This is a genomic window from Lentzea sp. NPDC042327 (assembly GCF_040647275.1).
In the GTDB taxonomy this organism is placed as follows: domain Bacteria; phylum Actinomycetota; class Actinomycetes; order Mycobacteriales; family Pseudonocardiaceae; genus Lentzea.
The window spans coordinates 311,237-322,722 of the sequence record NZ_JBEZBX010000003.1; the positions used below are offsets into that span (position 1 = coordinate 311,237).

Annotated in this window: 13 protein-coding genes and 1 pseudogene; 7 read left to right on the forward strand and 7 right to left on the reverse strand. The window is 70.8% G+C overall.

From position 1 onward, the window contains the following. Position 1: 1 nt before the first annotated feature. Together AB0A63_RS09275 and AB0A63_RS09280 are read right to left on the reverse strand one after the other, a co-directional pair. On the reverse strand, positions 2-226 hold the full coding sequence (locus AB0A63_RS09275; RefSeq protein ID WP_360387430.1) for a hypothetical protein: 225 nt from the start codon (positions 224-226) through the stop codon (positions 2-4). A 24-nt stretch (positions 227-250) separates the two neighbouring features. Further along, positions 251-952 (reverse strand): VIT family protein, encoded by a 702-nt coding sequence (locus AB0A63_RS09280; protein ID WP_360387433.1) that lies wholly within the window; start codon positions 950-952, stop codon positions 251-253. A 143-nt stretch (positions 953-1,095) separates the two neighbouring features. Between AB0A63_RS09280 and AB0A63_RS09285 the strand changes: the two genes are divergently transcribed. Together AB0A63_RS09285 and AB0A63_RS09290 are read left to right on the forward strand one after the other, a co-directional pair. Continuing rightward, entirely contained in the window at positions 1,096-1,740 is a 645-nt protein-coding gene (locus tag AB0A63_RS09285; RefSeq protein ID WP_360387436.1) for a hypothetical protein, read from the forward strand. Positions 1,741-2,215: 475 nt separating this feature from the next. After that, positions 2,216-2,530 carry an iron-sulfur cluster biosynthesis protein gene (locus tag AB0A63_RS09290; protein WP_360387439.1) on the forward strand — a complete coding sequence of 105 codons (315 nt, stop codon included), beginning with the start codon at positions 2,216-2,218 and terminating at the stop codon, positions 2,528-2,530. 67 nt (positions 2,531-2,597) lie between these two features. Here AB0A63_RS09290 and AB0A63_RS09295 read toward each other — a convergent pair whose 3' ends face one another. The 4 genes from AB0A63_RS09295 to AB0A63_RS09310 all read right to left on the reverse strand — a co-directional run bounded on the left by AB0A63_RS09295 (position 2,598) and on the right by AB0A63_RS09310 (position 5,873). Next, entirely contained in the window at positions 2,598-3,164 is a 567-nt protein-coding gene (locus AB0A63_RS09295; RefSeq protein WP_360387442.1) for a LysM peptidoglycan-binding domain-containing protein, read from the reverse strand. 169 nt (positions 3,165-3,333) lie between these two features. Next, the gene (locus tag AB0A63_RS09300; protein ID WP_360387444.1) at positions 3,334-4,275 is read right to left on the reverse strand and encodes an NlpC/P60 family protein; all 942 of its coding nucleotides are present in this window, start codon (positions 4,273-4,275) and stop codon (positions 3,334-3,336) included. Positions 4,276-4,538: 263 nt separating this feature from the next. Then, positions 4,539-5,519, reverse strand: coding sequence for an NlpC/P60 family protein (locus AB0A63_RS09305; protein WP_360387446.1), 981 nt, complete (start codon positions 5,517-5,519; stop codon positions 4,539-4,541). Between the two features lie 63 nt (positions 5,520-5,582). Further along, positions 5,583-5,873 carry a hypothetical protein gene (locus AB0A63_RS09310; RefSeq protein ID WP_360387448.1) on the reverse strand — a complete coding sequence of 97 codons (291 nt, stop codon included), beginning with the start codon at positions 5,871-5,873 and terminating at the stop codon, positions 5,583-5,585. 116 nt (positions 5,874-5,989) lie between these two features. Between AB0A63_RS09310 and AB0A63_RS09315 the strand changes: the two genes are divergently transcribed. Genes AB0A63_RS09315 through AB0A63_RS09330 form a run of 4 tightly spaced genes read left to right on the forward strand, consistent with a single transcriptional unit; the run spans position 5,990 to position 9,504 of the window. Continuing rightward, positions 5,990-6,982 carry an ABC transporter substrate-binding protein gene (locus AB0A63_RS09315; RefSeq protein ID WP_360387450.1) on the forward strand — a complete coding sequence of 331 codons (993 nt, stop codon included), beginning with the start codon at positions 5,990-5,992 and terminating at the stop codon, positions 6,980-6,982. Between the two features lie 4 nt (positions 6,983-6,986). Continuing rightward, positions 6,987-8,177: an MFS transporter gene (locus tag AB0A63_RS09320; RefSeq protein ID WP_360387452.1), complete on the forward strand. Its 1,191-nt coding sequence runs from the start codon at positions 6,987-6,989 to the stop codon at positions 8,175-8,177. Positions 8,178-8,179: 2 nt separating this feature from the next. Next, complete coding sequence (gene pip, locus AB0A63_RS09325; protein ID WP_360387454.1) at positions 8,180-9,100, forward strand: prolyl aminopeptidase; 921 nt, start codon at positions 8,180-8,182, stop codon at positions 9,098-9,100. Then, positions 9,097-9,504 (forward strand): DUF1992 domain-containing protein, encoded by a 408-nt coding sequence (locus AB0A63_RS09330; RefSeq protein WP_360387456.1) that lies wholly within the window; start codon positions 9,097-9,099, stop codon positions 9,502-9,504. Before pip ends, AB0A63_RS09330 begins: the two co-directional genes overlap by 4 nt. Before the next feature lies 1 nt (position 9,505). On the opposite strand, the gene AB0A63_RS09335 is transcribed toward AB0A63_RS09330, so the two are convergent. Beyond that, on the reverse strand, positions 9,506-10,021 hold the full coding sequence (locus tag AB0A63_RS09335) for a lytic polysaccharide monooxygenase auxiliary activity family 9 protein (protein WP_360387458.1): 516 nt from the start codon (positions 10,019-10,021) through the stop codon (positions 9,506-9,508). 390 nt (positions 10,022-10,411) lie between these two features. On the opposite strand from AB0A63_RS09335, the pseudogene AB0A63_RS09340 reads away from it, so the two are divergent. Continuing rightward, positions 10,412-11,295: pseudogene (locus AB0A63_RS09340) on the forward strand (NB-ARC domain-containing protein); the annotation flags it as partial. Positions 11,296-11,486: the final 191 nt, after the last annotated feature.

Sequence of the window (11,486 nt, forward strand, 5' to 3'; positions counted from 1 at the left end):
ATCATGCACCCGTCTCGTCGTTCTCGCGCCGTTCCTCTTGAAGGCGTTCGTCGAGCGGCCGGGGGTGGGCCTGCTCGTACTCGGTCGTCCCGTACCGGTCGGCCCCCGCCCAGCCCTCCGGCGGGTCCATGCCCTCCTCCAGCGGGTCCTTCTGGAGGTTGTCCTCGTCGAGGGCCTCGAAGTCGTCGGTGTCGGCGGGTGCGTAGCTACCCCTGTCTTCACTCATGGCGCACCTGTACCCGCATTCGGTCTATCCGATGCTTTGGCCCACGAGCGCCCCGACCGCGTAGGTGATGCCCATGGCGATCAGGCCGCCCACGACGTTGCGCAGGACAGCGCGCTGCTTCGGCGCGTTGCTCAGGCGCGCGCTGACGTAGCCGGTCAGCGCGAGGGTGGCTATCGCGGCGATGACCGTCACAGGCACGCGCAGCGACGGTGAGGTGGTGGCGATGGCGATGAGGGGGAGCAGCGCGCCGATGGTGAAGCTCACGAAGCTGGCGATGGCGGCGGCCCACGGGTTGGTGAGGTTGTCGGGGTCGATCTTGAGCTCGACGTCGGCGTGCGCGGCCAGCGCGTCGTGCTCGGTGAGCTGCTCGGCGACCTGCCGGGCGGTCTCGGCGTCGAGGCCCTTGTCCCGGTAGATGCCCGCGAGCTCCTTCAGCTCCTCGTCGGGCGTGTCCCGCAGCTCGCGCTTCTCCTGCGCGATCAGCGCGCGTTCGGCGTCGCGCTGGCTGCTGACGCTGACGTACTCGCCGCTGGCCATCGACATCGCGCCCGCGAACAGCCCGGCGAGGCCAGCGACGAGGATCTGGGTCCTGTCCGCGGTGGCGCCCGCGACGCCCACGACCAGGCTGGCGGTGGAGACGATGCCGTCGTTCGCGCCCAGGACCCCGGCGCGCAGCCAGTTCATCCGGTTGCCGCTGACGTCGTCGTGGGGCTCGTGATGCGTCATTTCCGCAGGCTATCGTGCACTGTTCAGGCGTGCTTCGACCGGTGTTTGCCCAGGTCAACCGGTTGGACGTCGTTTTTTGTCAGACCCCGGTGGCACACTGTCGAACAGATGTTCGTCACGGTGCTTCCAGGAGGTCAGTCCAGATGCAGATCGAACCCAGCCGCTGGCCCGGCCGCGTGGTCCCCGCCACCGACGCCGACGTGGCCACCGCCGTCGAGTCGCTGTGCGTGCGCGCCTCCTGGCCCGACGCGAACCGCCACTGGGTCCGCCGCACCCTCGAACCCTGGTTCGCCGCCGGCTGGTCCGTCGACGCCGTGCTCGCCGCGATCGACACGCACCCCGACGGCACCCGCCAGGGCCGCCCCCGCTCCCGCTCGCAGGTGGCGCACGAGTTCCTGCGCGCCCGCCTGCGCTCGTGGACGGCGGACGGCACCCTGGCCCGCCCGCCGTTACCGGGCATGACGCTGGGCGAGTGGTTCCGCGTGAACCGCCGCAACGCCCTGCTCAACACCCCGCGCCGCGCCCGCGAACTGGGCACGGAGGGCGAACGCGCCCGCGCGGCCTCCCGCGCCCTGGCCCACCGCCGCGACCCCGTGGAACGCAGCCGCGAGAAGGGCCGCCGCCGCCAGGAGTCGCTGGACAGCCTCCTGGTGCCGGGCGTGCAGGCACCGAGCTTCGCCGACTCGTGGCGGCTGGTCGCCGAGCTCGTGCCGGTGCCGCGGGTGTGCTCGGCCTGCGGCCACGTGCGGCAGGAGACCGCTCGTCCCGCGACGCACCGGGTGGCTTAGGGGCCTGTTTCGGCTCTTGGGCTGCCCGGTGCGGGCGGTGGGAGCGGGCGTGGGCGTGCCGGGGTTCGGGTTGCGGGCGACGTGCTGGGACGCGGGCGGCGCGTTCCGGGTACGGGTGCCGTGCTCGGACGCTGGGCGCGTGGGGAGTGTTGAGCGCGGGTGCCGTGCTGCGGGCGCTGGGCGCGTGGGGAGCGTTGGGCGCGGGTGCCGTGCTGCGGGCGCTGGACGCGGGTGGCCGCGCTGTCCGCTGCGACCGGTCCGCGTCGGAGTCCCTCCACCGGACCCTGGCGGTTGATCCGCTCGATTGCCCCGCCGAGCCCGGTGATCCGCCCGTTCGCCCCGTCCGCCCTGGCCCCGCCACCGATCTCGGGCCTTCTACCTGCGCGTTCTCCACATCCATCGGCATCCGATGGTTGAGGCAGGTGCTCACCGGGAACACGGGGCGCGTTCGTTGTTTCCAGACAAAGGGGCCGACATGCTCGAAGTGACGCCGGTGGCTGCGGAAGTCATCAACGAGCTGACTTCACAGTCCACCACCAACGACGACGTCGGCCTGAGGTTCGCTCTCGCCACCGAGCAGGACAGCCAGGCGGCGCTCGAGCTCTCCCTCAGCGAGCCGGTGGACGGTGACCAGGTGGTGACCGCCGACGCGGGTGCCAAGGTCATCATGGAGCCGGCCGCCGCGGAGTTCCTGGACGACAAGGTCCTCGACGTGCGGCAGGACGAGGAGGGCAACCCGGCCTTCGCGATCGCCCGCCAGGCGCCCGAGGACGGGGTCGCCTCCGTGTAGACGCCACGTGCGCGAACGGGCCGGTCCTCCGAGGAGAGGACCGGCCCGTTCGCGTGTGCGCGGGAGCTCAGGGCATGCGCAGGACCTGGCCGGGGTGGATCAGGTCGGGGTTCTCGATGCCGTTGGCGGCCGCGACGTCGGTGTAGCGGTTGCCGTCGCGGTACCAGCTCTCGGCGATCGCCCACAGCGAGTCGCCGGGCTGCACGGTGTAGGTGAGCACCTCCGGTGCCGGCGGGGCCTGTTCGGCCGGGGCCGGTGCGGCGGGGGCGGGCTCTGCGGCGGCCGGGGTGGACTGCGGCGTGTCGGTGTTCGTGCCGCTGGCCCACTTGGCGCTGCCGTCGCCGCCGACCACGACGAGGTTGCGGTCGTCCTGCAGCACGAGGCGCGAGCCGGTGTTGCCGGCGGTGTCGGTGGCCCACACCGGGTTGTTGTCACCGTTGTAGAGCACGAAGTTGCCGTCGTCCTGCAGTGCGGCGCGCACGGCGCCCCTGCCGTTGGTGCCGCTGGCCCAGACGGTGCCGTTGTTCTCCGTCAGCACCAGGTTGCCGTCGGACTGGAGGGTCAGGGAGTAGCCGTTGGCAGTGGTGAGCTGCTGGCCGGTGGTGAGCTCCTGGCCGGCTTCCAGAGTGTTCATCGACGCTCCACTTCGCACGCGAAGGCCGCCGGGTCCGGGCGGCCACCCGGACCGTAGTGCGGTGCGGCCGGGACCGCAGGGTCAGCGCGGCTCCTGCACCCGATGCGGTGATGGACGCACAACGCCCCCGTCCCGGGGCAGCGGGACGGGGGCGTTGCGGAGAACCTGGTCAGCCCTCGATGCGGCGCATCCCGGTGACCGGGCCGATCGAGTTGATGTCGGCGATCTTCACCGGCTGGCCCTCCGTCGACGCGTGCACGGCGCGCACGTTGTCGATCGCCATGGCCACGTGGGACTGGCTGGAGTAGTAGACGATGATGTCGCCCGCCTTGACCTCGCTGCGCGAGACCGGGCGACCGGCTGCCGCCTGGGCGTAGCTGGTGCGGCCGATGGACACGCCCGCGTAGGCGTAGGCCTTCTGGATCAGCGAGGAGCAGTCCCACGAGTCCGGGCCGTTGGAGCCGTAGACGTAGGGCTCACCGCGCTGGGCGAGGGCGAACTCCAGGGCCTTGCCGGCGGTGCCGGCCGGGACCAGGATGGTCGACATGTCGCCCTTGCTCTTCAGGGCGTTCTGGGTCGCGGTGTTCAGCTGGTTGTACTGAGCCCGCACTTCCTCGATCTGCTTCGCGAGCGCGGCCTTCTTCTGCTCGATGTCCGCGAGCAGCTTCTTCGACGCCTCGGTGGCCTCGTTGGCCGTCCTGGTGGCGGCGTCCGCGGCCTCGACGGCGTCGGTGAGCTTCTTGAGGGCTTCCGCGTTGTCCGTGGCCAGGATGTTGATGGCCGTCATGCGGTTGAGGAAGTCCTGCTGCGAGTTGCTCACGAGCAGCGCGGAGAGCTGGTTGAAGCGGGCTCCGCCGAACGAGGCCTCGGTGAGCAGGTCGACCTGGCCGCGGAGGGTTTCCTCCGCCTGCTTGGCGACGACGAGGTCGTTCTTCGCCTTGTCCAGCTCGCCCTGCTTGGCCTTCAGGTCGTCCTGGGCCTTGAGCTGGTCCTGGTTGATCTGCGACGCCTGCTCGTTGAGCTCGTTGTACTTCTTGAGCGCGTCAGCGGCCGTCGGTTGTGCGGTGGCCGGGGCCGTGGGCAGTGCGGCGGCGACGACAGCAGCCGCCACGATCGCTCCACGCACGGTACGGCGTGAGGGTTGCGACACCACGTCGCGGGTCCTCCTTTTTCCTGGCAGCCGCCACGCTGAGAACTACTGCGCGTGAGGCGGCAACCTTGGCGTGTGCCCCGAGTGGGTTAACTGCTGGGCCGAAGGTCTCGGACAGGTTACGGAATGACCTTGTGTTCGTCTACCACCGGATCCTCACCAGTTCGGCGAACGCACGCTCTCACAGTCGTCTACGTCGGCTTATCGCGGGGTGGAGAGACGCGTCACCCGACGACGCGGCGAATCACCGAAATGGGACCGATCGAGTCGATGTCGGCGATTTTGACCGGAATGCCCTCCGTGGACGCGTGCACCGCGCGGACGCTGTCCACGGCCATCGCCACGTGCGACTGACCTGCGTAGTAGATGATGAGGTCGCCCGGCGCGATGGTCGCCCGCGTCACCGCGCGGCCCACCTTCGCCTGGTCGTAGGTGACCCGCGGGATCGAGACGTTCGCGGCCCGGTAGGCGGCCTGCACCAGCGAGGAGCAGTCCCACTGGTCGGGGCCGTTGGCGCCGAACACGTACGGCTCGCCGCGCTGCGCCAGCGCGAAGTTCAGCGCCGTGCCGGCCGCACCCGCGGGCACCGGCACCGCCGAGGTGTCGCCCTTGGCGGCCAGCGTCGCCTGCTGCGGCCTCGACAGCGACTGGTACTTGGCCCGCGCGGTCGCCACCTGCTGGTCCATCGCGGTCTTGCGGGCCGCCACGTCCGCGACGAGCTCGGTCGCCGCCTCGGCCGCCGAGGCCGCGCCGGCCCTGGCCTTCGCGGCCGCCGTCAGCGTGGCGTCGAGCCGGGCCACCGCCTCGTTGTTCTCCGCAGCGAGGACGTTGAGCGCCTGCATGCGCTCCAGGAAGTCCTGCTGGGACGTGCTGGTCAGCAGCGCGGAGATGTCGCTGAACCGCGCTCCCTGGAACGACGCCTCGGTCAGCAGGTCCACCTGGCCGCGGAACTGCTCGGACGCGGTCAGCGCCTGCTTCTCGGTCTCGGTGGCGGTGCCGAGCCGCGTGTTCGCCGCCGCCAGGTCGACCTGCGCCTTGAGGTGGTCCTGGGTGAGCTCCTCGGCGTGGTGGGTCAGCTCCGTGTAGGCCTTCAGCGCGTCGGCGGCCGGTTGGGCGTGCGCGGAGGGCGTCGACACCACCGTCGCGGCCACCACCGCGGCGAGAGCGGCCGTCCTCGCGGTCCTTGCAGCACGTCGGCCGGACACGCGGCCTCCTCAGGAGTCGGGAACAACTTCTGAGGAGGCGTACGGCCGGTGGGCCGACCGGGTTCAGCCCTGGGCGTGATCCAGCATCTCGGCGACGACCGCGCCGTTGCCGCAGTGGTTCAGCACCTCTCCGACCGAGCTGCCGAACACGGGTGCGGTCAGGACGTCCGTCGCGCACACGGCCACGGCGCTGTGGTTCCAGGGGTTCTCGGGCACCTGCACGTCCGGGCCGAACATCGAACCGGGGTCGGCCAGTGCGGGGGACGCGGCGGCGAGTGCGGCACCGGCGGCCGCGAGAACAGAGGTTGCGATACGTGAGTATTTGGACACGACGCGCAACCTAGAGGTGCTCATGGCTCCATTACGGCACCACTCGCCGGTTCGACACCAACACCACCCGATCAGGCACCCTGCGCGGGTTCCATGGGCGCTTGATAGGTTAGGCAAGCCTAAACTCAGGAGGTGGACAGGTGCGCAGGACAGTCGCCGCGGTGCTCTTGCTCGGACTGGTGGCCGGGTGTGGTGGGACCACCCCCGCGGAGCAGCAGCAGGGCCAGTGGTCGTTCAAGGACGACCGGGGCAAGGAGGTCACCGCCGAGAAGCGGCCGGAGCGCGTGGTCGCACAGGTGTCCGCCGCGGGCGCGCTGAAGGACTACGGTGTCAACGTGGTCGGCACGTTCGGCCCGCTCAAGCGCGCGGACGGCACCACCGACCCCGAGGCGGGCAGCATCGACCCGAGCCAGGTCACCGACATCACCGGCCCCGGCTACGGCGAGATCGACATCGAGAAGTTCGCCGCGCTGAACGCCGACCTCGTCGTCGCCGGCTACTACCCCGAGGTCAGCGGGCTCTGGCACCTCACGGCCGAGTTCGAGGAGAAGGTCGCGAAGATCGCCCCGACCGTCGGCATCGGCCAGTCGAAGATCCAGCTGCCGGACGGCATCAAGCGCTTCCGCGACCTGGCCCAGTCCCTCGGCGCCGACGTCGACTCGGCCAAGGTGAAGGCCGACGAGCAGGCGTTCACCAAGGCCGCCGAGCGGTTGAAGGCCATCGGCGCCAAGATGACGGCCGCGAACCAGAAGATCCAGGTGGTCGGCGCCGACCCGAAGCTCTTCTACGTCGCGGTGCCGGCCCGCAACCCCGATCTCGACTGGTACGCGAAGGAGCTCGGCCTGCCGCTGCTCACGCCGGCCACGCCCGACGCCGAGGGCGGCGGCTACTTCCAGTCGCTGTCGTGGGAGAACGTCGGCACGTACAAGGAACACGTGATCATGTGGGACACCCGCCAGCACGTGCTCGACCCGGAGAAGATGAAGGAGGGCCACCCGGTCTTCCAGGCACTGCCCGCCGTGCAGGCCGGCCGGTTCGTGGAGTGGAACGCGGTCGCCCCGCTGAGCTACACCTCCTACGCCGGGATCATGAACAAATTGGCTGACCAGTTGGACGCGGCCTTGGCACGATGACCATGTGCTGACGCTTTTGAAGGACAACGGCCCGTTGCGCGTGCTCACCACCGCACGGGTCGTTTCCGTTGTCGGGGACGCGCTGAGCCTGGTCACGCTGATGCTGCACGTCCAGTCGGCGCTGGGGCAGGCGCTGGCGGTCGCCGCCCTGCTGCTCGTCGGGGACTTCGCGCCGTCGTTGCTCAGCCCGTTCACCGGCCTCGTGAGCGACCGCTTCGACCGGCGCACGGTCATGGTCGGCTGCGAGGCCGCGCAGTGCGTGCTGCTGGCGGTCATCGCGTTCACCCTGCCGCCGTTGCCGGTCCTGCTCGCGCTCGTCGGGCTGCGGGCGCTGCTGGGGCAGGTCTTCCTGCCGGCGTCGCGGGCGGCGGTGCCGAGCCTGGTCGCGGAGGAGGACCTCGGGCCCGCGAACACCGCGCTGGGCTTCGGCACCAACAGCGCGGACGTGCTCGGGCCGCTGCTCGCCGCCGTGCTGCTGACGTTCCTCGACACCCGCGGTGTGCTGCTCGTGGACGCCGCCTCCTTCGCGCTGGCCGCGGTGTTGCTGCTGCGGCTGCCGCGGCTGGTGGTGCCGGCGGAACCGGGGGAGACGGTCCTCGGCGACGCCCGTGCCGGGCTGCGCGAGATCTGGCACAACCGCACGGTGCGGATCGTGTTCCTGGGCTTCTGCGGAGTCGTGGCGTGCACCGCGATCGACGACGTGGCGGTCATCCAGCTCACCAAGGACGTCTTCGGAAGCTCCGACAGCGCGGCGAGCGTGGTGCTGGCCGCGGTCGGCGCCGGGTTGCTCGCCGGGTACGCGTTGCTCGCCAAGGGGTCCGCGCGGCTGGGCATGGTCGCGCTGCTCGTCACCGGGTTCGTGCTGAGCAGCGCGGGCAACCTGCTCACCGGTCTGGCGTGGGGCGTCGCGTCGGCGTTCGCGCTGCAGGCGGTGCGCGGGCTGGGCATCGCGGGCATGGACGTCGCGCACAGCACGCTGCTGCAACGGCTGGTGCCCGCCGACCGGACGGGCCGGGTGTTCGGCAACTTCTACGGCGGGATCGGCGTCGCCGCGGCGCTGTCGTACGTCGGCGGCGGCCTGCTGCTCGACGCGGCCGGACCCCGGCTGACGTTCGTCGTGGCCGGTGGCGCGGGCGTGCTCGTGGCGGTCTGGGTCGCGGTCGCCCTGCGCCGGCACGGCTCGGTAGCCTCGTGATCATGGACCTCCTCGACCACGGCCTGCTCGACGTCGGCGACGGCAACCGGCTCTACTGGGAGGTCGTCGGCGAGCCGGACGCCAAACCCGCCGTGTACCTGCACGGCGGACCGGGGTCGGGCTGCTCGGTCGGCGCGCGCAAGGTGTTGAGCGCGGGCAACTACAAGACGGTCCTGTTCGACCAGCGCGGTTGCGGCCGCAGCACGCCGAACGCGAGCGATCCGGCGACGGACCTGAGCGTCAACACCACCGACCACCTGATCGCCGACGTCGAACGGCTGCGCGAGCACCTCGGCATCGAGAAGTGGCTGGTGTTCGGCGGTTCCTGGGGCGTGACGCTGGCCGTCGCCTACGCGCAGCGCCACCCGGACCGGGTCAGCGAGCTGATCCTCGTGGCGGTGAGCCTGTCCTCGCAGCGCGAGCTGGACTGGCTGTACCGGGGCGCGTCCCGGTTCTTCCCGGAGGCGTGGGCCCGCTTCAGCGCGCACGCGGGCGATCCGCCGGACGTCGTGCGCGCCTACGCGGACCTGATGGAGCACCCCGACCGCGCGGTGCGGGAACGGGCGGCGATCGAGTGGTCGCGGTGGGAGGACACCGTGCTGTCGCTGGAGAACTTCGGCAAGCAGGGCAGCTGGACCGGCCGCCCCTCCGACGAGATGCTCGCGCTGGTGCGGATCTGCGCGCACTACTACGCCAACCACGGCTTCGTCGGCGACTTGGTGGGCGACGCGCACCGGCTCACCGGCATCCCCGGTGAGATCATCCACGGCCGCCGCGACCTGAGCTGCCCACCCGACACGGCCTGGCGGTTGGCGGAGGCGTGGCCGGATGCGACGCTGACCGTCGTGGACGACAGCGGCCACAAGGGCAGTCCCGCGTTCGTCGCCGCCATCGAGGCCGCAGCGAGGAGGTTCTCCCCATGACGCAACGGAAACCGCACGGCATGGACTTCGAGTCGTGGATCGACCGCCAGATCCGCGAGGCCCAGGAGCGCGGCGAGTTCGACGGCCTGCCCAGCGCCGGCAAACCGCTGCCCGGCGCGGGGGAACCGCTCGACGAGGACTGGTGGATCAAGCGGAAGGTGCGCGAGGAGGAGGGGACAGCGGGCCTGCCGCCTTCCCTCGTGCTGCGCAAGGAAGCCGAGAGCGCGAAGGAACGCGCGCTCACGGCTCCCACCGACGAGGACGCGCGCGCGATCATCGAAGCGATCAACACGCGCATCCTCGACGCACTGCGCAAACCGTTGTCCGGTCCGCCTTTGAACCTGATGCCGTTCAACGTCGAAAAGCTGGTACGTGAGCGGAAGGGGACCTCACGTACCGACTAGCTCAGCTCGCGTTGATGTCGATGCAGGAGTAGAACGCCATCGCGGTGTCGCCGATGTTCCACACCGCGAGGACCTTGTGCCGGCCCGCCGACCCCACGTTCACCGTGTGCTGCACGCTCGCCGGCGGCTGCTGGTTGTTGCCGCTGAACGTGGCCACCTTGCGACCGTCCACGAAGTAGTCGTAGTCCCGCGTGCGGTGCCGCGCGGTGAACGTCCAGTTGAACGTCACCGAACGACCGGTCTGGTGCACCTTCCAGCCCTTGCTGTCGTTGCTCAGTTCGGCGAACTGCGGCAGGTTGGCGTGGCAGCTCTGCAGCCCCTTCGGGCCCTCGACCGACTGCGGCTCGTACTTGATGTTGCCGCAGGAGACCACGCCACTGGCGCACTGGGCCTGACGGCTGGCGGGCGAGGACACGTACCCGTGCGCGAACGCCGTGCCGGTGGGGAGAGCCACGACGAGCAACGGTGCAGCGACCACACCGGCCACAGCGGCCGCGACCCTGCGTCGAATTTTCATGTGACTTCCTTTGCCTTGATGTTGCGGGTTGTGCGTTACATCGCGGCGGCGGTGAAGGTCTAGACCATACCGCGAGTGACGAAGGAGCCACAAGGTGTGCCTGCGGATCGGCTGGCGAACTGTCCTGTCCGGGCGAAGACGGCGGTGTTCGGACCTGGTCAGCGGAGGTGGTGGCGGAGTTGGGAAGTACATGGCGGGTGCGTTCGAGGGGGGTGCTCGCCCGTCCGGGTGGTGCCGTCCCGGTATCCCAGACCGGACGGGATGATCGTCCAATGGCGTCGTGGGTCTTCCAGGTGGTAGTGCCGGGGGTGGGGCATGACGGTCCGGGACCAACACGAAGACGACATCGGCGAGGCAGGCCCGCCGGGTGAGCAGCCACCCGTCGTCGAGGTGCGGAACACGGTGGTCGCGACCTCGGTTTCGAGCGCAGGGCAGGCCCACACGGTTACCGGCGGCGTCCACCACCATCACCCTGCTGTTCCGGGGCAGCCGATGCCGCGGCAGTTGCCCGCCGTTCCCTCGGGGTTCGTCGGACGCGCCGCCGAGCTTGACCAACTGACCGCCGCCCTGGCCCCCTCGGCAGAGGTGTTGGTGGTGTCGGCGATCGGCGGGGCCGGGGGCATCGGCAAGACCTGGCTCGCGCTGGCGTGGGCATATCGGCACCTGGAGCGGTTTCCCGACGGGCAGCTGTTCGTCGACCTGCACGGCTTCAGCCCCGCCGGCGAGCCGATGCAGCCGGCGGTGGCGGTGCGCGGGTTCCTCGACGCCCTGGACGTCGAGGCGAACCGCATCCCCAACGACCTCGACGCCCAGGCCGCGCTCTACCGCAGTCTGGTGGCCGGGCGGCGGATGCTCATCGTGCTGGACAACGCCGCCACCAGCGACCAGGTCACCCCCTGTTGCCCGGCTCGCCGACCTGCACCGTGCTGGTCACCGGCCGCCAGAAGCTGGCCTCGCTGATCGACCGGCACGGTGCCCGCCACCTGCCCCTCGGTGCCCTGACCCACGAGGAGGCCCGCGGCCTGCTGGCCGCCCGCCCGGGCGCCGACCGCGTCGTCGCCGAACCCGAGGCGGTGGACGAGCTGATCGGGCTGTGCGGGGCCACCCGCTGGCGTTGTCGATCACCGCGCGCACCGCCGGGCCCACCGTGCTGTCCTGGTCCCTGCGCTGGCTCACCGAACGGGCTGGAGAACGCCTCGCTGCTGCAACGGCGGTCGGGCGGCCGCTACGCCATGCACGACCTGATCCGCCGCTACGCCAGGGACACCGCCCACACCACCCTGCCCGAGCACGTGCGGGAAGCGGCTCCAGAAGCCGCGTGGAGCCCGGATCCGGGTGGGCCGGTGGAACACGGCGTGATCCGACGGGTGGGCGTTGAGCGATTCAACGCCCACTCGCCGCCTCGGCAACGAAGTGGTCGCTCCACGGCGAGCACGCTTGCCACCGGCGGAGGTCGGGGGTGCAC

Excerpts from the sequence above, each read along its gene's own strand:
- AB0A63_RS09295 (WP_360387442.1), bottom strand. The coding sequence starts at position 3,164 with ATGAACACTCTGGAAGCCGGCCAGGAGCTCACCACCGGCCAGCAGCTC.
- AB0A63_RS09275 (WP_360387430.1), bottom strand. The coding sequence starts at position 226 with ATGAGTGAAGACAGGGGTAGCTACGCACCCGCCGACACCGACGACTTC.
- AB0A63_RS09285 (WP_360387436.1), top strand. The coding sequence starts at position 1,096 with ATGCAGATCGAACCCAGCCGCTGGCCCGGCCGCGTGGTCCCCGCCACC.
- AB0A63_RS09280 (WP_360387433.1), bottom strand. The coding sequence starts at position 952 with ATGACGCATCACGAGCCCCACGACGACGTCAGCGGCAACCGGATGAAC.
- pip (WP_360387454.1), top strand. The coding sequence starts at position 8,180 with ATGGACCTCCTCGACCACGGCCTGCTCGACGTCGGCGACGGCAACCGG.
- AB0A63_RS09335 (WP_360387458.1), bottom strand. The coding sequence starts at position 10,021 with ATGAAAATTCGACGCAGGGTCGCGGCCGCTGTGGCCGGTGTGGTCGCT.
- AB0A63_RS09290 (WP_360387439.1), top strand. The coding sequence starts at position 2,216 with ATGCTCGAAGTGACGCCGGTGGCTGCGGAAGTCATCAACGAGCTGACT.
- AB0A63_RS09310 (WP_360387448.1), bottom strand. The coding sequence starts at position 5,873 with ATGAGCACCTCTAGGTTGCGCGTCGTGTCCAAATACTCACGTATCGCA.
- AB0A63_RS09330 (WP_360387456.1), top strand. The coding sequence starts at position 9,097 with ATGACGCAACGGAAACCGCACGGCATGGACTTCGAGTCGTGGATCGAC.